The following is a 23,667-nucleotide window of genomic DNA, read 5'->3' as shown; positions in this document are numbered from 1 at the left end:
GAAGGTATAATAATCCTTCCCCCTTAGATATTTTGTTATTTTGTAAGCATTTGCGGCTCGCAATGCTGGCGTATAGTAGCTTCAGTAACAATGCACTTTGTTACATCATCACGGGAAGGAACATCATACATTACGTTACGCATGGTGGATTCAATAATAGATCTCAGGCCACGCGCTCCGGCATTACGTTTCAATGCTTCCTCAGCAATAGCAGTAAGAGCACCCGGTTCAAACTCCAGCTCCACGCCATCCATTTCCAGGAAACGCTGGTATTGCTTAACCAAAGCATTACGCGGCTCAGTCAGTATTTGTACCAGGGCAGCCTCATCCAACGGATTGAGTGTTACTACTACCGGCATACGTCCTGCAAATTCCGGAATAATACCGAACTTCATGATATCCTCAGGCAATACCTTGGCAAATACAGCCTCGTTATCAACCTCTTCCTTACGGCGGATATCAGCACCAAAGCCCAGGTTTTTCTTACCTACGCGGGCATTGATGATATGCTCCAGTCCAGCAAAGGCACCACCGCAGATAAACAGGATATTGGTTGTATCAATATTGATAAACTCCTGATGCGGATGCTTACGTCCTCCCTTAGGCGGAACGCTGGCAACAGTACCTTCAAGGATTTTCAGCAGAGCCTGCTGAACACCTTCACCGGAAACATCACGGGTAATGGAAACGTTTTCGGATTTACGGGCAATTTTATCAATCTCGTCGATATAGATAATGCCGCGTTGAGCAGCTTCAATGTCATAATCGGCATTGCTGATAAGCTTGAGCAGAATGTTTTCAACATCCTCGCCTACATAGCCTGCTTCCGTTAAGGTAGTAGCATCAGCAATAGCAAAGGGAACCTGCAGAATCTTTGCCAGAGTCTGGGCGAGCAGTGTTTTGCCGCTACCGGTAGGACCGAGCATCAGAATATTGGATTTCTGCAGCTCCAGGTCGCGCTTGGACTCCGGATTCTGGATTTCGTAGTTGATTCTCTTGTAATGATTATATACTGCTACGGACAAGGTTTTTTTTGCCTCATCCTGACCAATAACATACTCATCTAAGATTGCCTTGATTTCCTGAGGCTTCGGCAGATCAGCTGCATTCGCCAACTGCTCGGCAGCATCGCTTTCTTTTTCCTCGTCAAGCATGGATTTGCAGAAGTCGACACACTCATCGCAGATAAATACTCCACGACCGGAAATCAATCTTTTTACCTGACCTTCACGCTTGCCGCAAAAGGAACAGCATGGTTTTCCATCATGTCCTTCATCAAAATTCATATTTTAAATCTCCTTATAGTATATCTTACTCTGCAGATTTACTACGGGAAACAACCTCATCAATCAGGCCATATTCCTTAGCTTCTTTACTTGTCAGATAATGATCGCGCTCGGTATCGGCAGCAATTTTTTCCACTGTCTGACCGGTATGCTTTGCCAGAACCTGGTTCATTTCTTCACGGATACGCAGAATTTCACGGGCATGGATTTCAATCTCCGTTGCCTGGCCCTGTGCACCGCCCAAGGGCTGATGAATCATAACACGGGAATACGGCAATGCAAAACGTTTGCCCGGCGCGCCTGCTGCCAGGAGCACGGATGCCATGCTGGCAGCCATGCCCATGCAGATAGTAGAAACGTCAGGCTTAATATACTGCATCGTATCATAAATAGCCATACCGGCGCTTACGCTGCCGCCGGGGCTGTTAATATACAGATGGATGTCTTTGTCCGGATCCTCGGACTCCAGAAACAATAACTGAGCAATGACAACATTTGCCATATTGTCATCAATCGGACCGGTAACGAAAACAATCCTATCCTTCAAAAGACGTGAATAAATATCATAGGAACGTTCTCCACGACTAGATTGTTCAACAACGATAGGCACATAATTCATTTTGTCACACTCCTTTACTGTAAGTATAACCTAAAATTATTTTGCGCTGTCGATAACAACGTGTGCAGCTTTGCGGCGCAGAATGTTAGCCAGCAGCAAGCCCATGGTGCCGTTGCCTTTGATGATTTTCTTAACTTCTTCAGGAGAAGCGCCGTGTTGTGCGGAAATAGCAGCGATTTCTGCATCAACGTCAGCCATGTCAACCTGAATGTCTTCAGCTTTAGCGATAGCGTCCAGAACCAGATCGGTCTTAACGTTTTCTTCAGCAACCGGGCGTTGGTTTTCACGGATTTTAGCCATGTCCAGACCGGTGTATTGCATGTACATATCCAGGCTCATTTTACGGCTTTCCAGGCTCATTTTCATTTCTTCAACCATTTGGCTGATTTTGTCTTCGATCATGATTTCCGGAACGCTGAATTTAGCGTTAGCTACAGCCAGGTCAATCAGTTCATGCTCGTATTCAGCTTTAGCGTTAGCTTCAGCAGCTTTTTGCATACGCTCTTTGTAGTTAGCACGCAGATCTTCTACAGTTTTGAATTCGGTCTTGGAAGCAACATATTCGTCGTTCAGTTCCGGCAGCTCTTTGCGTTTTACGTCTTGGATGTTTACTTTGAAGATAGCTTCTTTGCCAGCCAGGTCTTTAACAAAGTAATCTTCCGGGAAGGTTACTTCTACGTCAGTAGAATCGCCTTTAGACAGGCCAACCAGCTGATCTTCGAAGCCGGGGATGAAGGAGTTGGAACCAACTTCCAGAGGATAGCCTTTGCCTTCACCGCCGCTGAACGGTTCGCCGTCAACAGTACCTGCAAAGTCGATGATAGCGAAGTCACCTTTTTCAATTACAGCGCCTTCTTCAGCAACTACCATTTTAGCGTCGCGGCCCATCATGTCTTTAATTTGAGCGTCAACCTGCTCGTCGGTTACTTCAACTTCTTTTTTCTCTACATGCAGACCTTTGTATTCGCCCAGTTCCGGTTCCGGTTTCAGGGTTACTTTAATGGTCAGTTCCATATCTTTGCCTTCTTCGAAGGTAGATTCTTCAACTTTAGGATCGGATACAGGGATCAGTTTTTCCTGATTCAGAGCTTCGCTGTATGCTTTGTTAGCAACGATTTCAAAAGCTTCTTGTTTTACAGCTTCTTTGCCATAGTGCATTTCAATGATAGCACGCGGAGCTTTGCCTTTACGGAAGCCAGGGATATTTGCCTGGTCAGCAATTTTTTGTACAGCCTTTTTATAGCCTGCGTTTACCTCAGCAGCCGGAGCGGTAATTTTTAAAGTTGCCTCATTTTCTACTCTTTCAACAGTAACGTTCATTAATAAAATCCTCCCTTAAATTTATGTGGGTAAAAAATAATATAATCGGATTAAACTGTCAGCTTTCCTTAGCGAAAATGTGCTGACACAAATCGCTCATAATATCATATCACAATGCTCGCTTCTTGACAATACCAAAAAACCCGACAGAAGCAATCTGTCGGGCAAATTTTTAAGTGGAGCGGAAAACGAGATTCGAACTCGCGACCCCCTCCTTGGCAAGGAGGTGCTCTACCACTGAGCTATTTCCGCGTCGTGTGCATCAGCAACGAATATAAGTATAAGACATCAGGCGACTTTTGTCAACACCTTTTTTGAAAAAAGTTGAGATTTTTTTCAAGTTTTTTTCTCAGCCCTATCCTAACCCATTACAACGCGCCAAATCATCATAGACAAGCGCCGCCAGACGCTGCGTTAATTCCTGGTTTTCCGCACAAAGCTTCGTCTGTGACAGCAATGCTTCCAGCTTAGCCTTGTTGCACATAATGCAGCAGCAAGGCATAATGATTTCGCTGGCCATATAGGCAGCGGCGCGCAAAGACATTTCATCCTGCAGCAGGCTGCCGCTTGCTGCCTTGGATGCGAAAACCGCAAGGCGCATATCCAGCGCCCGCGCCAGCTGTTTTTCTAAAACACCGGCCATAGCTTAACGCATGTTTTCGATAAAGTCTTCAAAGGTGTTAATCAATACAGTGTGACCGGTAACCTTCAAATCGCGCAGATAAGTGCCGTAGGATTCATAAACCTCGTCACTCAGCTCCATTTTCAGGCCTTCCTTAACATATTCATCCATCATTTTCAGAATGAAACGGTTAACTTCATTGGTACCGGGCTTAACATTCAAAGGAATAATGCGGCTTTCAGCCTCATATTTTTCTACAACAACCTTCCAGCCACCGGGAACAGGCGGCAGACGGGTTGCTTTAATGAAATAATTATCAGGAGAAAAGCCTACATAACCATCCATTTTATTATATAATTTTGCTTTTTGTACAGGGAAACCATTTTTATTGCCCCATTTAACGATTTCTTCGCAAACTTCATTATTATGGATTACGCTCGGAAAAGTTGCTTCCGCTAAGATTTCAGACATACTGATACCTCCTCATGGTTTATAGTCATATTTTACTCTAACTTGCAGATTATTTCAACAAAAAAGCATGTATACAATAAGTCTCAAACTTTTAAAAAACCGGCATCAAGCTGATGCCGGTTCAAAAGCAATTCTTTTAAATTTGTCCCAAAGCCTTCAAAATGCACTGAGCGATAATCGCGCTGGCAATATAGGTGCCTACAAAGACAACGATTGCCAGAATAACAATGCGCCAGCCGGTCTTGGCAAAGGCATCAAGGTCCTTGCCTATGGATACACCGGCATAAGCCAGAATCGGGGTACATAAGGCCACAAAGCCGACATTTTTTACATAGCCGTTGATAATATCACTGCCGGGAACGCCGGGGACAGTCAGAATACAGCCCAGTGTTACAACCCATGCCGCAGCCGGAATACCTCCGGGAATATATTTTGACAACAGCATGCCGACAAAAGCAATAACCGCCAAAATCAGCAGGCCGGGAATAGACTGGATAATATCAGCCTTGGTTCCCAATACGTTGGAGAACAAGCTCATGAAGGTTACAATAGCCAAAATGATAATTGTATCTTTAATTTTCATTATGCTTCCTCTCCTTTCTTATCAGCTTCTGGCAGTACGCCATATTTTATCTTATAGAATCTCTTATAGAGCCATTCGGTCATCGGCAAGCCCAGCCATACGGACATATACAAACCGTCAAGACCGGAAAGCATATTACTTGCTGCGCCGAAGGCTGCCAGCTGATCAGCCATATCAGGATACATAGCAACCAAAGAGCCCACTGCAGCCGTCATCATGCTGGCAGAGCCTACGCCGGAGGCCATAGCCAATGCATACGGGTGAATCGGCAGTACGGAAGCAGCAACGCTGGCCATCAGGCCGAAGAAAATAGTACCGAAAACAGTACCGGCAATATAAACGCCCATAACGCCGCGGCCTTCACTGCTGTCCAGACCAAACTTTTCGCCGATAAGCGCAACGTTCGGCTCACGTGCGATAGAATGCGCAGCACCGATGGTTTCACGCTTCAGGCCCAGGTAAACAGCAACAGGTACGCCTAAAAGCACAGTACCGAGGTTACCGAACTCCTGCAGAATCAGCGCCGGAGAAGCTGCCAGAATCTTCGGCAGGGTAGGACCTACCAGCGTACCGTAGCGTGCCATCAAAAGCATCAGCGTTACGCCGACCAGACTGCTGGCATCCAGCATTTCCTTTCTGCCGGACAGGTTCAAAAATTTAGGTGTTGTCAAAATACCCAAAAGCAGAGCGTACAGCATCGGCAACAATACGATACGACCGATACCGAACTTCAGGGTATGAGTGCCAATCAGCTCGGAAACAATGATCAGCGCCAGAATTATGGCATGTAATTTAATGTTCTTCATTACATTCCCTCCCACAAATTATTTCTATTTTACTTATTAAAATAGCTCTCCAATTTCGCAATATACTCTTCCTTGGTCAGAATCGGCTTGAAGTCAGCCAGGATAGCCTTAGCCTCTTTCGCATCATCATACAGCAAATCTATCAGCATCATGGCAAAGGCTTTAGCCGGCAACAGCACAGCAGCATTAAAATCTACCATATGGAAGTCAGGTGTATGCAGCAGGCCGTCCGTACCACCGATAAACGGATGGATAACAGGCATCAGGTGTGATACGTCACCCATATCGGTAGATGCGCTGAAATGACCGGCATCCTTTATCTCTACATCCGGATAAGCAATTTTCGCATTTGCTGCAAACAGTTCATTCATGCGCTTGTTGCAGCTCAGCGGGAACATGCCCGGCAGTGTTTCGATAACGGTCTGTGCGCCGACAGCATCGCCGCCAGCCTTAAGTGCTGCGTCAACGCGCGTATGTGTGGAATCAATAGCATCCATGGTTTTTGCACGCACATACAGCTCCAGGCGTACATCATCAGGCACAGAATTTACAAAGTCACCGCCCTTAGTAATAATCGGGTGCACACGCACTACGTCCTGCTCGCGGAAGGTTTCACGCAAAGCGTTGATACCCATAAGTCCCAGACAAGCAGCATTCAGCGCGTTGACACCTTCATGCGGAGCGTCGGCTGCATGGGCTGTTTTGCCGATATAGCGAACAGTTTTACCTACAAAGCCGTTGCTGCTTTCGCCGATAGAAACCGTAGGCTTCGGCATATTTTTATCAGCATGCATCTGCATAGCCATATCAATATCATCAAAAGCGCCTTCATAAATCAGCTCGCCCTTGCCGCTCATAAAATGCAGCTTGCCAGACTCCACTAATTTTTTGCGGTACGCAATTTCGATATATTCCTCAGCAGGAACACCGAAGAACACCACATCACCGGCCAGCTCCGGTAAAACACCGGATTTTACAATACCGCAGGCAGCTGCCAGCATGGTGGAGATCTGCAGATTATGGCCACAGGCATGCGCAGCGCCTGTTGCCGGGTCCGCCTTCGGACTTGTAGGACAGCCTACTGCATCAAGCTCGCCTAAAACGGCTGCTGTCGGTCCGGGCTTGCCGCCTTTCGCACGTCCCTTAACACCATTGATTGCCAAGCCGGTCTGCGGCTCCAAGCCCAGGTCACGCATAAATTCCGCAACCTTGGCAGCGGTTTTGACTTCCTTGAAGCCTAATTCCGGTTCATCGTTGATGCTGGCACAAATTGCCTTTATCTTGTCCGCATATGCGTCAATTGCCGCACATGCCTTTTCTTTTAAAATTTCTTTTGTCATTTCAGTGCGCCTCCAACGTACCTGTCTATTTGACACGTACATTAATAAAAAAATTTAAGTATTTGACTCAATTATATCATACTTATAGGTAAAGTCAAATAAGAATATCCGCTAAAAAAATTATTACCTTATAATGTGCAATTTGATGCAATATTAGCTATTTTTCAGAATTTTGTCCACTAAATATATGCTCTAAAATGTTTACTCCCTACTTTTTTGCTAAGTTTTACAGTTTTTCTGTTTACCTTTTACCGACATCTGTGCTAAAATATAAAAATGGTATTTGTCGGCAGAAAGAATCCGACTTAAAACAGTTGACTGCTGACAACTACAGCACATGTTGATATAATATAAGGAAAGGAGTCTTGACATGTTTGCTCAGATGAAAAAAGATATTGATGCCATTATGCTGCGCGACCCGGCCGCAAAAACAAGACTGGAGGCCGCACTGTGTTATCCCGGGCTACATGCCATCTGGCTCCATCGTATAGCGCATCACTTTTATCTGAAAGGCTGGGTAGTATTCCCACGCCTACTTAATACATTTTCCCGTTTTCTTACCGGTATTGACATCCATCCCGGTGCTACACTGGGCCCCGGTCTTTTCATTGACCATGGCATGGGACTTGTTATCGGCGAAACCGCTGAGCTTGGCAGCAATGTTACGCTCTATCAGGGAGTTACCCTTGGCGGTACCGGCAAGGAAAAAGGTAAGCGCCATCCCACCATCGGCAACAATGTTGTTGTTTCCAGCGGTGCGAAGGTACTCGGTTCCTTCAAGGTAGGCGACAATTCCAAAATTGGCAGCGGCAGCGTAGTTCTTAAAGAGGTTCCGCCCAATTCCGTCGTTGTTGGTGTACCCGGACGTGTTGTAACACGCAACGGTGTACGTATTGCCTCCAACAATGATGCCGAAAGCATGATTGACCTGAACCATGATAAACTGCCTGATCCGGTAGCAGATTATGAAGAGCTGCTCGCCAAGCACATGGAAGAAATTAACGGCCGCCTCAAGGAACTGGAAAATCTTATTTATGACACTCAAGGTAAGCATTCTGACTAAAAAGAGGTAGAAAAATGAGCAGAACAATGACCACAGCAGAAGCCATTCAGGAAGCACGCCGCTGCCTGAATTGTGCGCGCCCTACGTGCCGCACCGGCTGTCCGATTGAAAACAATATTCCCGGCTTTATCCGTGCCTTAAGCGAAGGTAATATCGGTATGGCTTACGAAATTATTTCCGAACGCAGCAATCTGCCCGCTATCTGCGGACGCGTCTGCCCGCATGAGCGTCAGTGCGAAGCACATTGTGTGCTGACAAAAAAGAAATGCGGTATCGAAATCGGCAGTCTGGAAATGTTCATTGCCGACTTTGCCCACAACAATGATTTAAAGTCCACGCAACCTTCAAGCAAGCTGCGCGGTAAGGTTGCCGTAATCGGCTCCGGCCCGGCAGGTCTTACTGTAGCAGGCGATTTGGCCAAAATGGATTTCGATGTTACTATTTTCGAAGCACAAAGCGAGCCCGGCGGCGTACTGCTTTTCGGCATTCCGGAATTCCGTCTGCAAAAGGATGTTGTCCGCCGTGAAATCAGCGAGCTGCAACATATCGGTGTGGAAATCCGCACCAAGCAGCTTGCCGGCGTAGATTTTACCGTAGATGACCTTTTTGCCCAAGGCTATGATGCAATTTTCATGGGCACAGGTACCTCTCTGCCGCGCACGTTGGATATCCCCGGCAAAGAGCTGTCCGGTATTTTGACCGCAACCTACTTCCTGCGTATGGTTGTATTAGCTGACGGAGGCAAGCTGGATGCCAGCGAAACACTGCTGCACACCGGTGACAACGTTATCGTTGTCGGCGCAGGCAACGTGGCTATGGATGCGGCCCGCACCTCTATCCGCCGCGGTGCCAAAAACGTCACCATCGTCTACCACAAAACGGAGGCTGAAATTTCTGCTTTTCCATCTGAATATGAAGCCGCTGTTGCCGAAGGTGTACAGTTCCGCTTCCTGAAGCAACCTATCGCCTACTTCAACAAGAAGCAGATGCGCGCCTTAAAGAATATCCGCCGACAGGCTACGGCAGCGGACGAAACCGAATTAGCCGGCTTATTGCTGCAAAACATCACCAAAACCGAAACCGGTGAGTTTATCGCAGAAGGCGGTCAGGAGCTTATCCCCTGCGACTGCGTTATCCTCGCAGTAGGCCAGAAACCTGCAGCACGTATTGTTTCTTCCACTAAGGGTATTCAGGTTGATAAACAGGGCTTTGTTATAACCCGTGACCGTCCCTACGGCATGACTACCCGCGCCGGCGTTTTCAGCAGCGGTGATGTGGTACATGGTCCTGCTACCGTCGTTTTGGCAATGAAGGAATCGAAGAAGGTAGCTGCAGGCATTGCGCAATATGTTGATGCCAAAAAGCTGCTGGAAGACTGCACTATGGATTCCACTACTCTGTAATAAGCATTTTTGCATACAAAAAAAACCGTCATTTCCCCAATAGTCTGAGGAAATGACGGTTTTATTTCTTTTATTCGCTATATTTTCTATACGCGGTATGATTGGTGCAGCCGACAATGTTATTGATAGCAAAGCCATGCTTGAGCGCAGCAGTGACAAATTTCTTTGCCTGCAGCACAGCTTCCTTCATGCTAAGGCCGTTTGCCAGACCTGCGGTAATTGCTGCCGAGAAGGTGCAGCCTGCGCCATGGTTGTAGGAAGGATAAATTTTCGGCACAGCCATTTCTGTGAATTCCTTGCCATCGTAAAAAATATCAATAGCGGAATTGTCGCTCAGACGCTCGCCGCCCTTGATAACAACGCTCTTCGCTCCGGCAACAACAATTTTCTCTGCTGCTTCCTTAATCTGCTCTACGGTAGTAACCTCAGGCATATCTGCAAGATAAGCAGCCTCCACGGTATTCGGGGTAATAATATCGCAGCGCAGCATCAGCAGCTTTTTGATAGATTCTGCCGCATCCGGCACCAGAATCAGGTCACAGCCCTTGCAGACCATAACCGGATCAATAACAACGTTCTGCAAATTGTACTTATCAATCGTAGCTGCAACCAGCTCTACCAGCTCGGCACTGCCCAGCATACCGGTTTTCATCGCATTGATGCCAACGCCTTCAATCGCTGTCACAAGCTGTTTTTCTACCAAATCCAACGGCAACGGAAATACGCTGTGCTCCCAAGTAGTAGGATGCATAGTAACAATGCAGGTCAAGGCAGGCATACCATAAACGCCCAGCTCCTCCATAGTTTTAATATCCGCTTCCATACCGGCGCCGCCGCTTGTATCGCTACCGGCAATTGTCAATGCTTTATTCATCAAGGTCATAAGACACACTCCTTCACTTTAATAATGTAATCATTATAACCTATCGACTGGCATCTGAATAAGCTCAATTTATGGATATTTAATATAGTCAGATAAAAAGCTTTGCAAACAAAACGACCTAGAAACATAGCAACCTATTTATGTTTAGAATGTATAAGTATAGGTCACATGCACCATGCGCGGCAGGCAGTAATACTTGGTAGCGGAGCCCGGATTGCTTACGATATCATCCCTGTCGAAGATATTTTCCACGCCAAGCTCTACACTGCTGCTCTTATCGAACTTATAGCCGGCAATAAAGTTTACCGGCAGCAAATCGCCCCAGCCGCTGGCTCTGTCCGTAGTAAACATGCCTGTCAGCGCAGCATTGAACTTAGCATCATGGTATTTAATGCCGGCATTGTATTGCTCGCGTGCAAATTTACGCTCCCATACGCCTTTTTTATTTTTACCCATAGGATTGCAGAAATTAGCGCCCAGAGAATAGCTGTATTTGCTGCCAAAATCCTTCTCATAGGTCATTTCCAGACCTTTGTTTTTAAAGGACATATTACGTGTTACATACGGATTGGAGCTTGTTCCCTTGCCTTCGTACTCAATAGTATCCAAATCCATATAATACAAAGCAGCTTTGAACATGCTTGTATTCGATGTCTTTTTGTAACCGAACTCATAGGTCCAGCCTTCTTCAGGCTCCAGTAAAGGATTAGCCGCAAAGTTGGCACCGCCGCCGCCGTAAATCTGGGTAAATGTAGGCATCTTAAAAGATTTTGCCGCATTTGCATATAAGCTGCTGTTGTTATCCAGCTTCTTCAGCAAAGCAAACTGCGGAGTAAAAGCATTGTAACGCTTATTGGCCTCTACAACAGTTTCACGGGCACCTACTGTAGCAGTATAGCCTGCACCAAGATCCTTGGAAAGCTGTGCAAACACAGCATAATTCGTTCTGAATTCGTTAATCTTCGTACCCGGTTTAATATTTTTGGCTACGGTAATATCATTTTTATAGGAATCACGGGAAACCGTCGTACCAACAATAACATCACCGAATTTACCGGTAATCTGCTTTTGCAGATCAAGGCCTATGGTATCAAAGCGTAAATGATCGGACTTGGTCCATTTAGAGCCCGTAACATTGTAAGTCTGATTTCTGCGGTTGCTGCGGTTATAAAACAAATTGGCACTCACGCTGTCATCCTTATATTGTAAGCGTGAAAAATCATCAATATAGTGGTAATTCGCATCCTCAGTAAGCTTGCTCCAAGTTTTGTCATACTGATCATAGGAATACTTGCTGTCATTGTGCTGATGTGAAAAACTCCAATTATCATCAAACTTATAGCTTGCGGTAAAGGACTTTTTGTTTAAATCATTAATCTGCTTATAATTACTGCTGTATCCCTTCATCGGGTCACTCTGCTCCAGCGCTACTGCAAAGTTCAGCTTATTAGCATTCAATGTCAGTACTGCCTTCTCCCTGCCGTATTCACCCTTAGTCAGAGATAAGGTGTTAGGCATTTTATTTTTCGTGATGATATTGATAACACCGGTAGAAGCCTCGGAACCGTAAAGAGTAGAAGCAGCGCCCTTAACTATTTCTACGCGTGCAATAGATTCTACAGGAATGGAATCCAGATAATATGTTTCATTGATGTTGGCAGGTACACCGTCAATCATTACCACAGTGCCTTTATTCGCACCGCGCATCAGGATTTTTGCGTTCATACCGCCAAGGGACTGGCTGCCGCCATAGGAATAGGTAGTTACGCCGCTTTGCAGGCGCAGGGCATCAAAAAGATTAGAAGCACCGGTTTCCACAAGCTGCTTCTGGGAAACGGTTGTAACGGAAGCAGGCGTATCAACATCACGCTTGCTTTCACGCTGCGCGGTAACAACCATCGTATCAAGATTGTATGTCTGCAGGCTGTCGGCAAAAGCCGGGACTGCAAGGCAAATATTTGCAGCCATAAATGTGGCTACAAAGGAATTGGCAAAACTTTTTCTCATAATATACTCATCCTCTCATGTGCATAAAACATCTACCAAATATAGATTTATAGCACTTTTGACGATGGTTGTCAATATGATTTTGTAAACCTGGTTAAAGACAAAGCTTATTGTTTTGTTGACACCATTGCTTTACTGTAAGATTACTAGCTCGGCATGCGCTAACCCGCTCCGTCCAGAGCTGTATAGTAGCTTCTTTGTTGAGGCTTATAAGTTCTTTAGTCACATCAAACATCCTCCTTGAGTACAAAGACTACGGTAGAGTCTATTATAGTCTACTGGATTCTAATAGAGTCTATGGTAGTCTTTAGTGATAGTTTGATTATGACATGTGTGAATTAAAACAACAAGTCGTCATTATATTTGACGCTTACGATTGACCGAAAATTGAGTAAAAAAGAAGCAGCCACACACCGGAGTGCATGACTGCGAAATAGATTTATTTAGAGATTATTTGATTATTCTTGAAAGTATGAGTTTATTGTACTGAACAAATTTTTCACTTCTGGTTTGTATTGTTCTTTGAGTTCTCCTTTTTGCGTCATAATTCCCTGCTTTTCTGGTTTGTTTATACTTGGTTTATCTCGAATATCTGGCGCAGAAATAATCAAACCACTGTATTCTTGGAAGTCTCTTTGAAACTGTGTTAAATCTTCTGGCTTATCTCCATCAAAAATTGCTACCACTTTTTGGTAACCCAGATCTTTTAAAATAGTTGCTATTTTAGCGATATTAGACGCTCCGCCAGAACCCCAACCGAAGAATGTACCATGCAGTTGCATTTTTACGGATTCTGCAGCCTTGTTATACATGATAACATCCTCCTGTCCTTCAGTAACAATTATTCTGTCTTCTAAAAAGAATATTTCTCTTGCTTCCGTACCTAATGTATGTGGTTGGTTGATGTTCTTTAAAAATCCACCGATATTTTTTTTAGACTGATTGGAAAGAGGAAACACATCAATGTTTCCGGCATTATTTTTGATAGTTCGATAAAGGCAAGCACCATTGACCAATGAATCCATATCTACAAAGTAGGGAGAGTGTGTGTTAATAATGATTTGCCTGTCTTTGGAGTACTCTTTAAACATCTGTATGATTCTCTTTTGATATGCAGGATGGAGTGATAGCTCTGGTTCATCTATAGCAATAACGCTTCCGGCTTCAGAATCATATAAGGCATCACATATTGTAAATACGCTCCAAATCCCGTCGCCAAGGCCCTCACTGCTGTGTGTACACCCATTAACAATTAGTTTCAGGTAGTACATACCATTGTCATTTTGTTCTATTGTCCACTCAAGATCATATCCCAAAACTCGCTTTAAGAGAATATCAAACTGCTCTTTGTTCTTTTGCATCTTGAATAGACGAGCATTAAATTCATAAATAGATGATGTTCTATTATGAATATTCATTTGCTGATTTCGTACATAATCAGATCTTTCCATGAAACTCCGATTGAATTCATATTCGACAAAACGCCTTGATTGGAGAATAAAAATCTTTGGCCCTTCCCAATATTCATTATCAGCTACGCCTATTTTACTTATTGTCGTTGTACTGCCTCCGTTATTGATAGTATCAATTCGATAGTCACCAATATCCGTTGTTTGTAACTTTAGATGAACTTTCCCGTTTTCACACTTCATATTTCTTTTTCGTTCAGAAAATGAAGGTGGATTATCTTTCGTTGAGTTAAAAGAACGCATTGCTTCTAAAATAGTAGTTTTACCAGAATTATTTGCTCCCACTAAAATAGTAAGACCTCCGCCTAATTTATTATTTGGAAGTGCAAATTGGATTGTTCGTTCTTCGCCAAAACCTCTAAGTCCTTGTATTGTTATGCTTTTAATCATTTGATCACCGTTCTTAATCCTTTCGTTGCCTATTATTTGAAAATAATTGATAAGCAAAATATACACCAGTCTGCGCATAGGTTTCCAGTATATCTTGTTTATTTTCTTCAATCATTTCCGGCTCTGATTCAAACACTGTTTCATAAATTGCCAGAGCTTTCTTCAAATGCGTGGTAGCCTGCGGAACATCCCCCATAGTCAGGCAGAATTTACCCATAGCTTCCTGCACGGCACCGTAATCCGCAGTTTTGTCAGATGTAATCTCCCTTATGCCACGAGCCAGCTTCTGCAAAGCAGACAAGCCCAACTGTGGCTGTCCCATATCCCTCAGAAGCATCACATAATTAACAATCTGCGGGATACTGTCGTGGTACGGAACCAGGCCGTATTCTTCAAGCAGGTGGATAGCGGCTTCCATGTGCTGTTTCGCCAGTTCCAGCTTGCCACTTTCCCGGTACATACCGCCCAGGTTGCCACGAAGATTGGAAGCAAGCAGGACGTTGTCTGATGTTATTTCTTTCAAAAGCTCCACTGCTTCCTTCTCATACTTGATTGCTTTCTCCGTTCGCACTTCACAGTTTGCAAGGAAGTCGAGAAGCAACGCACGGTCTGAAACTGTCCCAAAAGATGTATCCTTCAGCAAAGTATTCATTTCCTCAACAATCATTTCCATGCCGGAGCGGTATTTGTATTTTTCCATATACGGGAACACATATTCCAAAAAGCGAAGATATGTAGGTATATCGTCCTTTTCTATCAGCTTCACAATATGGTCGATGGTCTGGAACATCTGCTTATAATAGGAAACATCATCGCCATGACGCAGGCAGGTTTCCTGTAAGCTGTTCAGCAAAATCCGGCAACTCTGAACCGATGGCTTGGTTTCCGAAACAGCCACCTCCTGGATCATCGGATGCAGTGCGACATCACGGAAAGGCTTTTCCTGGACAACGCCATTTTCCACCAAATCGTTGATGGTATTCATGTCCCGGAGTTTCAGCCAGTTCGCAAACACACGGGCGTTAATTCCCGTCTGCGGTACAAAAATCAGATTTCTCATAATATCCTGTTCGTCGCTGTCCAATTCATAAAGAGAGAACAGTGTGCGGATGTGGTCATAATAGGTTGCCTTCCGGCTCTGACCGTCCTTGGTAATGCCAATCTTATCACGTAAGCGTCAAATATAACGCGGATATAAAATCTCAATTCAGTAATATATAATAGGTGCATGGAACATCGTTCCATGCATCTTTTTAGTGTTTAGGAGTGTTGTAAACACTTCTAAACACTTTAATTAAACTGAATTGGAGTGTGTTATGACATGGACAACAGCTTGCAAATTGTCAATACCAATCGTGAAATGCAAGAGTGGTCAAATAAAATCCAGGCCTGTCGCAGCAGCAGCCTTTCTGTACGTGCTTGGTGTCGAGAAAACAATGTTCCCCTATCTTCTTTTTACTATTGGCAAAAGAAGATTTTCAACAGAGTTTCCGGCAGAGAATCTAGTTTTGTCGAGATTCCTGTTTCAGCGAAGAGTAATTACGAAGCTATTGCAAGACTCACAGTCAACGGCATTGCAGTAGAACTTCTATCAGGAATTTCTGCAAAAGAAATAGCAGAAATAATAGCAGGGTTAGGGTTAAAACAATGCTGAAAGATCTGCAGCTAGAGCATGTTTATATAGCATGTGGCTATACTGACCTCAGGTTAGGCATTGACGGTCTTGCTAATCTTGTGAAATTGCATTTCGAACTGGATCCATATAACAATATACTATTCTTATTCTGTGGCCGTAGATGCGACAGAATAAAAGCACTATACTGGGAGGGTGATGGTTTTCTTCTTCTCTACAAACGACTGGAAAAGGGAATTTTTCAATGGCCACGTAGCGGTGCTGATCTGAAACAGCTTACACCTCAGCAATATCGTTGGCTTATGGAAGGTTTGGTATTAGAACCTAAAAGGTCTATTAAAAATGGATAACGTATAATAAGTTGCGCAAATTCAATTCAAAAAGATAGACATAGAGACTACCTTTGCTTACAATTAAGTTACCACACAAAACATGAAAGAAGGTAGAATCTATGTCTGGTAACATTATACAATTAAACGAGCAATTTATCCACAACGAATTGAAAACTATTGTAAAAAATAGTGTGGAAGAAACTCTCAATGCTCTTTTGGATGCTGAGGCTGACAAACTTGTACAAGCTGAACGCTACGCACGTGACCAAGCAAGAAAAGGTTATCGTGCCGGACATTACGAAAGATCATTCTCTACTCAAGCTGGTGACGTTACTTTAAAAGTGCCTAAATTAAAAGGTCTTACCTTTGAGTCTGCTATTATTCAGCGTTACCAAAGACGTGAATGCTCTGTAGAAGAAGCCTTGGTAGAAATGTATCTTGCCGGTGTTTCTATGCGTCGTGTTGAAAGTATTACAGAGATTCTTTGGGGACAGAAGGTTTCTGCAGGAACTATTAGTAACCTGAATCAAAAATGCTTTGCTCAAATTGAAGAATGGCGCTCCAGGAAGCTTACAGAAAAGTATTCCTATGTCTTTGTAGACGGTATTTTTCTAAAAAGATGTTGGGGAGGCTCCTTTGAAAACGCCTCTGTACTAGTTGCTATCGGCGTCACAGAAGATGGATACAGAGAAGTTATAGGTACAGCTGAAGGCCTCAAAGAAGATACTGAGAGCTGGAAAAATTTCTTTGTATGGCTGAAAAGTCGTGGCTTAGACGGCGTAAAACTTATAATTGGCGATAAAAATTTAGGCATGGTAGAAAGCATAGGTGAAGTGTTTCCAAATGCCAGATACCAACGCTGCACGGTGCATATGTACCGTAATATATTCTCTGTAGTCCCACGTAAAACTGTCAAGGAAGTTGCCAAGATGCTCAAAGCAATTCATGCTCAGGAGAATAAAGCAGCAGCTAAAGAAAAGGCAAAATCAGTAATTTCCAGATTACGTGAGATGAAACTTAACAAGGCTGCAGACAAACTAGAAAATGGTTTAGAGGAAACCTTAACCTATATGGATTTTCCGTCAGAGCATTGGCTGCGTATACGTACCAATAACGTTATTGAACGTGTAAACAGAGAAATAAAGCGTCGCACAAGAGTGATTGGCACGTTTCCTGATGGTGAATCAGCATTGATGCTTGTATGTGCAAGATTGCGTTATATAGCCAGCAATGATTGGGGCAAAAAACGTTACTTGAACATGAAACATCTAACAGATATGCTTGCCGAAGAACTGTATTGTGAAGCAAAAATATCTTAAAAACAGCTAACTTAATAAGCAAAGGTATCTAAAGCAGAAGCTAGTTGATATTTAACGGTGAAGTGCACTAACCGTTAAACTTATATAACTAAACTTCTGCTAGGATGTCTGAAGAAATTTGCGCAAAACTATTGACAGTACTCTTACGGAACATTTCTTGCTCTGTCGAGGTTCATCAGTGACGAATAAAACTTCAAAACTTCAAAAAAATCACTCCGTAACCCTTAGTGGAACGGAGTGTGGAAATAAATTACAATTCAGTTGATTTATTTGAATTATTTTTTAGATATTCAATAAACAATGAGCATATACAAATATCATTTTCTTTAAAAGAGAAATACTTGTCTTCTGGATGTAGCTGAGAGATAACTGGTGTTTGCTTTGCATCTAAATCCTGTTGAAAGCATAAAAACGCTTCCGTAAGAGGTCCAAACATTTTAAGTGCATTTTTAAAATAAAACTTTCCTTTTTCTGATAATCCAGTTTTGTCAATTGTACACTCTTCCCTTGGGTTCAGTATTAATAGATTAATCGTCTCCTCTAATTTCCAGATATTTATATCCGTATACTGTTTCCATCTTTTAAATCCACATACAGGTGTGCAAAGAAGCACTGCATCTACTCGTTCATAATTTGATTTTATATAACTGTTAGAAGTAAAAGCGCCATTATCGCCCAAGAGATAGCCATACCATTCATCTAAATCTTGAGTGGTTTCAAGTGTAATGACTAAAATATTGAAATAGTTATCACCAAACGGAAACTTTTTTTGTGAATGTTCTAAGTAATCTTTAAGCTTGTTGTCTAATCTCGGAACGGCTTCTATTCCTGAATATTGACTGTTTTGCAAAGACGGCATCAAAACCTGCGTCAAGTTATTTATTATGCTTTTATAATTAAACTCATCAGGTATACGTTCGGCAAAAGATAGTTTTAATGTGTCATGAGATTCAATTCCCATGCGTTTACACATATTAGGGCATTTTACTTCAATGTTTATGGTTTTTCCGTTATAATCAGATGCACATTCTGGATTATAACCCCCATTATATTTAGGTTCATATTTAAAACTATCTGACAAACAGCATTTTCTCATTACATAATATATGACCGACAATTCACACATACACTGTAGATAAGACTGCTCATCTTGTGAACTACCAGAAAGTATTTTCTTCTCGATATCACTATATTGAGATTTTGATAATTTTGCTTTGAAATAATCCATCATCTCTATAAAATCAGAATAGAAACGATGATTAGTATTATATGCATCCGTCAATGGATAGCCGCTGTTTCCGTTTTTAATGCTGTCAAATAACGATGTCTTCACCCAATCACTCCCTTCCTCTTAAATTTATAATTGCAAACAGCATTAATCCACCAATCCACCTAAAAATCCCAAGACCGCACCTACGGCGGCACCTACTACCGGTCCAATGACAGGAATTAATCTACCAACAGTTGCCCCAGCTACAGCGCCTTTTGCAGCCCCAGCAAGTGCTTTTGACAAGGAACCTTTTATTTCTTGCTGAATTTCAACATTATAGTCTTCGATTTCATCGTTCTTTTTCCAGATCTCTGGGTTTTTATTTAAGCTGTCTGTAAACAAAAAGCGCTTGTTTTCTGGCATTCCTCGCAACATTGTCAGCAACAGCTTAGAAATATTGTAGTGATGCAAAGCAGAGTAATATATTGGTTGTGTAGAAATTCCAGTAGACTCCATAATTCTGTTTTTTACCGAGAGAACCTTTTCATTTAAAAAGGAAACCAATTGTTCTTCCGGTTGTTTTACATCATAATTCCAGTAACGTCCTTTGAGTGCCATATCACATTGATTAATTGCAATAATAATACGCTTGGTATCCCCAATGAACGGTACAATGACATTTTCAATTACTTCATACGCAGTTTTCATATCTCGATTTGAGCCGTCAATAAGAACAACCACCTCATCCACGACCAACTGACCGTTATTATCTTTGGCTTTCAACGCATTTGCAATTTCAACTGCATATCGTTTATCTTTTTCAGGATTGTCTCCCAAACCAGGGGTATCCCATAAAACCATGTTGTCAATTTCAAATTTCTGGATGGTTGCTGTTTCAGGGTCAACACTATACCCAACCTTCGCAACCTCAGTATTAAAAATCGCATTGATCGTTGAACTTTTCCCAACACCAGTTGCTCCAACAAACAAAATATTTAGTTTTTGTTGTTTTAATTGTTCAATATTTTTCAGCAGAATATCTCTATCTGATATTACTTGATTATTATCGGCTTCAATTTCACTTGAGATAGACTCTAAAATACTATTTCTCATGCAATATCCTCCTATTTTATCAATGGTCTTCTTTGAGGTGGCATATGATCAATAATAAAATCAAACACTGCTTGAACATTCCACCCATATTCAGCAGAATAATACACCGGTTTCATAATATTAATTCCTGTAGCTTCTCGTACTCTTTTCTGAATAGACATTGCCTGTTCCTCAAGAAAGGTAATCAATTGTGAATCTGGTGTTCGAGTAGAATGATTCCAATGTCGACCTTTCATAGCCACATCAGCTTGATTAATGATTACGAAAATCCTTTCTTTTTGGATATTGGGAACGACGACTTCATTGAGTAAAGTATATGTTGTACCCATATCCCTATTAGAACCCTCCACAATAACAATAACCATATCAATAAAACCGTATGTTATTCCATCAACAGAATAAGTTTTATACAGTAGCTCTGTCATTTTCTTTTTATGAATTTGGTCTATAGCAACACCATCACCCAATCCAGGTGTATCCCATACTCGAAAAAAATCATTCAATTTGTATGCATCCAGTTCCATAGTTTCAGGGTCGACACCATCGCCAACTTTAGCAACAGTTCTTTGAAAAAATGCGTTTAAAGTGGTTGACTTTCCAGCTCCAGTAACTCCAGTGACCATTACGTCAAGTGGTCGTATCTGCATTTTTCGTAAATTATCATCAATATCGGTTGTTCTATAAGTGCTGAAATTTATTGCCATTTTCTCTGCTCCTCATACAAATACTCCATCATCTCAACATACAAGTCCTTGCATTTTTCATTTTCGCCCACCTCGATGTACCCCAAACATTTTGCAAGATAATTATCATTAAGATGACGATATATTTCTGTACGATTTTTCTGATTGTTTATCAACTCAACAACCGCAGGAGCTGTCTTGTAATACCTATCAATAAGCTCTTTTCCGTCTGGTTGATTAATGAGCCAATTATCTCGGAAACCTCTAAATGCTGTCAGTTCATAACAATCATCAGGTTTTCCGTATTCTTCGCAAATAGCGGTTGTAATGTAGCAACCACCGCCACCACCACTACTTCTACTTCCGCCACCAAAAATTTTACCTACTGCTTTTACCACACCAACAACAGTTCCAACAACACCACCGATAGCACGTCCTGCGGCTTCTCCTGCACCACCAAATATTGAGCCGATGGCTCCTCCGACATCAGCACCTTGAGTCGCACAGTCAGTAACTGTTTCGCCAAGTTCTTCCAAAATTCCCTTGCGATAATCCTTTAAATCGTCATTGTCTTTCCACATTTCCTCACTACGATTAATGTTTTCGACAAAGGACAGTCTCTTCTCCTTTGGAGTAAACTTGATGATATAATACAACAATTTTGAAAGGTTATATGGTCTGCATTGTTCCATACCTTCTTCTTTAAATCCAGCACTGTAATAAATTGGTGTGACATCAATCCCAGTACCTTCTTTAATTCGTTTTTGAACAGATACTACCTTATCTTCAAGGAATTTAATCAACGGAGGCTCGGGTTTATTTTCCTCATAGTTCCAATATCTTCCTTTCATCGCCACATCAGCCTGATTAATAGCAATAAGGATTCTGCCTTCTTTATCTTCACCTAAATTAGGTACAATAACGCTGTTAATCAATTCATACGATGTGCCTAAGTCTCTTGTACTTCCATCCAAAATAACAAGAACTAAGTCAATCAACAGATTTCCATTTTCATCACGCTCATTCAGTTTTTTGATGATATTTTTTGCATTCTAAATTGCAATAAGAAGTTGCACACTTTTTGAAAATTAAGATGCATAGATCTTATCCAACTCAAAGTCAAACAGTTCATCTGGAGTTTTATATCCCAGAATCTTCCTTGGAAGTGAATTACACCAATCAGCGATAAACATAATATCTTCGTAGCTATAATTGTCCATCCTCTTTCCTTTTCGGATGAATCTTCTGAGCAAACCATTATGGCGCTCATTACTGCCTCTTTCCCAAGAACTGTAAGGATGTGCGAAGTATATTTTTATAGAAGTGTCATTCTCTATTTGCGAGAGTTCTGCAAACTCGCTTCCATTATCGCTAGTAATTGTCTTAAACACCTGACTGAATTTAGTACCATAGTATTCCTTTAGGTAAGCAATGCCTTCGTTAACAGCAAAGGATGTTTTACTAGTTATTTTCAGTGCGATATACTTGCGTGTTATACGTTCCACAAGAGTCAACACCACGTTGTCACTCTTGCTTTTACTTCCTATAACAGTATCTATTTCCCAATGACCGAATTCATTGCGTTCATCCACATTAGAATCCCTCTCGTCTATGCTGCGACCCATATGCTTCAGATTTTTCTTTATGCTGCGGGTTGTTCTACGTCTTCTTACCTTTAATGGAAGGTCAATGTTGCGCAATCTAAGCAGCATGGAATCTACATAGTTATAGAGAGTCTTTACGCACACAATTTCTTTGAGAGGAAATAGATGATTGTCTAGGGCATAGCCATGGCAGGCATCCAAAGACCAGTGTTCTTGCAATACTTTTCGAACAGTCCAAGTAACAAAATTACTTGTAAGAAATCTTTTAGACTTGCAAATACTGTTGCTATGGCTAGCAATATAGGCACGTTGAGCACGAGCAGCTCCATATCTACCGGTATGAGGATGAGCACCACGCTTGAGTTCATTCCTGATAGTATTTGGAGCACAGTTAAAATACTTTGCCAGCTGACGAAGAGAATACTGTTTAGAGCTGTCAGACAGAATTCCTTGTAATTCCCTGCGGTCTCCTAAAGAAAAGTGTTTACCTTTTTGATGATTTGTGATATCTTTGGTGTAGTCCATTGTGATTACTCCTTAGTTAGTTTTTGTGTAGCAACTTAATCTTAACACAAAGGTATCACAATGGACTATTTTTTATTCAATTTTTCAGGTGTGCAATTTCATTATACAATGAGCCATATTTTTTGCATGACGATTATCCGCTTCTTTCCCATCACCAAGTCCCGGACTATCCCACAATACCAGATTGTCCAAATCATAACGTGTAATTTCCATAGTTTCAGGATCTACACCCACACCGACTTTAGCAACTTCAGTATTAAATAATGCATTTATAGTTGAACTCTTTCCGCATCCCGTAGCACCAGTAATCATAAGATTGATTTTTTGCTGCTTAAGATGCAGGAAATTTTTCATCAATTTATTCTTTTCTGAATCTGGAATATCTGCATTCATAATGTCAGATTCCATTGCATCTAAAAATTTTTTCTTGTTTTCCATAAGACCCTCTCCTTATACACTTTTACATAATTATATCCTGCAGCAGTGACACATACTGTCATTCCAAGCTATTTTCTTCTTTTTTTCGCCAATTCCTATACTCGCCAGTGGTAATTCTACTGTCTTCTGTTTTTTCCGCATCTGCAGGTATAGCCCAATCACGTCCAAACTTTACTGCTCCCGGAATTTTATCCCGAGAATACATCACTTGAACTCGCCTTGGTGTTATACCCCATTTTTCAGCTATGTTTTTTATTGTGGTATAACCCTCAATCATTTTATCTACCTCGCTTAAAAGCAAAAAAGCACTGCCATATATTTCGGCAATTCTTACTGTCAACGTGCAACTGGCTGCCATTTTACAGGCCCTATAGTTTTGCGTCATGGATTTTCATCCACTTTGCCAAGATATAAACACATTATATACCTTTAGGCGAACTTTATCAATGCAAGTCGAATAATTTCAGCACAGTTCATAGCATTTGAAGGTCAAGATTATATGAGATGACCAATCCATAACTTATGCACTATTATGTTCATTTCTCCGC

24 protein-coding genes, 1 tRNA gene and 1 riboswitch are annotated in these 23,667 nt (G+C 42.1%); of the genes, 5 read left to right on the top strand and 20 right to left on the bottom strand.

Features of this window, described 5'->3' with window-relative positions; genetic code table 11:
* Window positions 1-35 precede the first annotated feature (35 nt).
* The 9 genes from clpX to M5E81_RS01615 all read right to left on the bottom strand — a co-directional run bounded on the left by clpX (window position 36) and on the right by M5E81_RS01615 (window position 7,047).
* Window positions 36-1,286 (bottom strand): ATP-dependent Clp protease ATP-binding subunit ClpX, encoded by a 1,251-nt coding sequence (gene clpX / locus M5E81_RS01655; protein ID WP_009144838.1) that lies wholly within the window; start codon window positions 1,284-1,286, stop codon window positions 36-38.
* 25 nt (window positions 1,287-1,311) lie between these two features.
* Window positions 1,312-1,905, bottom strand: a complete 594-nt coding sequence (gene clpP / locus M5E81_RS01650) for an ATP-dependent Clp endopeptidase proteolytic subunit ClpP (protein ID WP_009144839.1) — start codon at window positions 1,903-1,905, stop codon at window positions 1,312-1,314.
* Between the two features lie 36 nt (window positions 1,906-1,941).
* Window positions 1,942-3,225, bottom strand: a complete 1,284-nt coding sequence (gene tig, locus M5E81_RS01645; RefSeq protein ID WP_009144840.1) for a trigger factor — start codon at window positions 3,223-3,225, stop codon at window positions 1,942-1,944.
* 177 nt (window positions 3,226-3,402) lie between these two features.
* A tRNA-Gly gene (locus M5E81_RS01640) sits at window positions 3,403-3,477 on the bottom strand.
* Between the two features lie 103 nt (window positions 3,478-3,580).
* Window positions 3,581-3,868, bottom strand: a complete 288-nt coding sequence (locus M5E81_RS01635) for a hypothetical protein (protein ID WP_009144841.1) — start codon at window positions 3,866-3,868, stop codon at window positions 3,581-3,583.
* 3 nt (window positions 3,869-3,871) lie between these two features.
* Window positions 3,872-4,318: a hypothetical protein gene (locus M5E81_RS01630; protein WP_249747720.1), complete on the bottom strand. Its 447-nt coding sequence runs from the start codon at window positions 4,316-4,318 to the stop codon at window positions 3,872-3,874.
* 136 nt (window positions 4,319-4,454) lie between these two features.
* Window positions 4,455-4,901, bottom strand: coding sequence for a DUF340 domain-containing protein (locus M5E81_RS01625; RefSeq protein WP_249747719.1), 447 nt, complete (start codon window positions 4,899-4,901; stop codon window positions 4,455-4,457).
* Window positions 4,901-5,707: a DUF3100 domain-containing protein gene (locus M5E81_RS01620; protein ID WP_249747718.1), complete on the bottom strand. Its 807-nt coding sequence runs from the start codon at window positions 5,705-5,707 to the stop codon at window positions 4,901-4,903. The genes M5E81_RS01625 and M5E81_RS01620 overlap by 1 nt, the downstream gene beginning before the upstream one ends.
* Window positions 5,708-5,736: 29 nt before the next feature.
* A complete protein-coding gene (locus tag M5E81_RS01615) occupies window positions 5,737-7,047 on the bottom strand; it encodes an amidohydrolase (RefSeq protein ID WP_249747717.1) in 1,311 nt (436 codons plus the stop codon).
* A 370-nt stretch (window positions 7,048-7,417) separates the two neighbouring features.
* Here M5E81_RS01615 and cysE point away from each other — a divergent pair, with 370 nt between their 5' ends.
* Window positions 7,418-8,110: a serine O-acetyltransferase gene (gene cysE / locus M5E81_RS01610; RefSeq protein WP_009144847.1), complete on the top strand. Its 693-nt coding sequence runs from the start codon at window positions 7,418-7,420 to the stop codon at window positions 8,108-8,110.
* Between the two features lie 14 nt (window positions 8,111-8,124).
* The gene (locus tag M5E81_RS01605; RefSeq protein ID WP_040564753.1) at window positions 8,125-9,513 is read left to right on the top strand and encodes an NAD(P)-dependent oxidoreductase; all 1,389 of its coding nucleotides are present in this window, start codon (window positions 8,125-8,127) and stop codon (window positions 9,511-9,513) included.
* A gap of 70 nt (window positions 9,514-9,583) precedes the next feature.
* On the opposite strand, the gene thiD is transcribed toward M5E81_RS01605, so the two are convergent.
* The 4 genes from thiD to M5E81_RS01585 form a co-directional block, all read right to left on the bottom strand.
* Complete coding sequence (gene thiD, locus M5E81_RS01600) at window positions 9,584-10,396, bottom strand: bifunctional hydroxymethylpyrimidine kinase/phosphomethylpyrimidine kinase (RefSeq protein ID WP_249747716.1); 813 nt, start codon at window positions 10,394-10,396, stop codon at window positions 9,584-9,586.
* Window positions 10,397-10,540: 144 nt separating this feature from the next.
* A complete protein-coding gene (locus M5E81_RS01595) occupies window positions 10,541-12,403 on the bottom strand; it encodes a TonB-dependent receptor (RefSeq protein WP_249747715.1) in 1,863 nt (620 codons plus the stop codon).
* A gap of 458 nt (window positions 12,404-12,861) precedes the next feature.
* A complete protein-coding gene (locus M5E81_RS01590; RefSeq protein WP_249747714.1) occupies window positions 12,862-14,262 on the bottom strand; it encodes an ATP-dependent nuclease in 1,401 nt (466 codons plus the stop codon).
* A 13-nt stretch (window positions 14,263-14,275) separates the two neighbouring features.
* Window positions 14,276-15,322: a tetratricopeptide repeat protein gene (locus tag M5E81_RS01585; RefSeq protein ID WP_249747713.1), complete on the bottom strand. Its 1,047-nt coding sequence runs from the start codon at window positions 15,320-15,322 to the stop codon at window positions 14,276-14,278.
* Between the two features lie 261 nt (window positions 15,323-15,583).
* Here M5E81_RS01585 and tnpA point away from each other — a divergent pair, with 261 nt between their 5' ends.
* The 3 genes from tnpA to M5E81_RS01570 all read left to right on the top strand — a co-directional run bounded on the left by tnpA (window position 15,584) and on the right by M5E81_RS01570 (window position 17,546).
* On the top strand, window positions 15,584-15,916 hold the full coding sequence (tnpA, locus tag M5E81_RS01580; protein ID WP_249747712.1) for an IS66 family insertion sequence element accessory protein TnpA: 333 nt from the start codon (window positions 15,584-15,586) through the stop codon (window positions 15,914-15,916).
* Window positions 15,910-16,245, top strand: a complete 336-nt coding sequence (tnpB, locus tag M5E81_RS01575; protein ID WP_249747711.1) for an IS66 family insertion sequence element accessory protein TnpB — start codon at window positions 15,910-15,912, stop codon at window positions 16,243-16,245. The genes tnpA and tnpB overlap by 7 nt, the downstream gene beginning before the upstream one ends.
* A 101-nt stretch (window positions 16,246-16,346) precedes the next feature.
* On the top strand, window positions 16,347-17,546 hold the full coding sequence (locus M5E81_RS01570) for an IS256 family transposase (protein ID WP_249747710.1): 1,200 nt from the start codon (window positions 16,347-16,349) through the stop codon (window positions 17,544-17,546).
* A gap of 250 nt (window positions 17,547-17,796) precedes the next feature.
* Here the strand turns inward: M5E81_RS01570 and M5E81_RS01565 are convergent, their stop codons facing one another.
* From M5E81_RS01565 to M5E81_RS01535, 7 genes are all read right to left on the bottom strand, one after another.
* On the bottom strand, window positions 17,797-18,879 hold the full coding sequence (locus tag M5E81_RS01565) for a hypothetical protein (protein ID WP_249747709.1): 1,083 nt from the start codon (window positions 18,877-18,879) through the stop codon (window positions 17,797-17,799).
* A gap of 42 nt (window positions 18,880-18,921) precedes the next feature.
* Complete coding sequence (locus M5E81_RS01560; protein WP_249747708.1) at window positions 18,922-19,869, bottom strand: GTPase family protein; 948 nt, start codon at window positions 19,867-19,869, stop codon at window positions 18,922-18,924.
* Between the two features lie 11 nt (window positions 19,870-19,880).
* Complete coding sequence (locus M5E81_RS01555; protein WP_249747707.1) at window positions 19,881-20,573, bottom strand: GTPase family protein; 693 nt, start codon at window positions 20,571-20,573, stop codon at window positions 19,881-19,883.
* Window positions 20,564-21,550 carry a CFI-box-CTERM domain-containing protein gene (locus M5E81_RS01550; RefSeq protein ID WP_249747706.1) on the bottom strand — a complete coding sequence of 329 codons (987 nt, stop codon included), beginning with the start codon at window positions 21,548-21,550 and terminating at the stop codon, window positions 20,564-20,566. Before M5E81_RS01550 ends, M5E81_RS01555 begins: the two co-directional genes overlap by 10 nt.
* Window positions 21,551-21,640: 90 nt before the next feature.
* Window positions 21,641-22,681, bottom strand: coding sequence for an IS30 family transposase (locus M5E81_RS01545; RefSeq protein ID WP_249746999.1), 1,041 nt, complete (start codon window positions 22,679-22,681; stop codon window positions 21,641-21,643).
* An 84-nt stretch (window positions 22,682-22,765) separates the two neighbouring features.
* Window positions 22,766-23,119, bottom strand: coding sequence for a GTPase (locus tag M5E81_RS01540; protein ID WP_249747705.1), 354 nt, complete (start codon window positions 23,117-23,119; stop codon window positions 22,766-22,768).
* Window positions 23,120-23,177: 58 nt separating this feature from the next.
* Window positions 23,178-23,477, bottom strand: coding sequence for a hypothetical protein (locus M5E81_RS01535; RefSeq protein WP_249747704.1), 300 nt, complete (start codon window positions 23,475-23,477; stop codon window positions 23,178-23,180).
* Window positions 23,459-23,534, bottom strand: a riboswitch (cyclic di-GMP riboswitch). Its footprint overlaps the gene before it by 19 nt.
* Window positions 23,535-23,667 lie beyond the last annotated feature (133 nt).

The sequence above is a fragment of the Phascolarctobacterium succinatutens genome (assembly GCF_023497905.1).
GTDB classification, from domain to species: Bacteria; Bacillota; Negativicutes; order Acidaminococcales; family Acidaminococcaceae; genus Phascolarctobacterium_A; species Phascolarctobacterium_A succinatutens.
The sequence above is the reverse complement of the archived record's forward strand: the minus strand, read 5'-3'. Positions and strand labels throughout refer to the sequence as shown.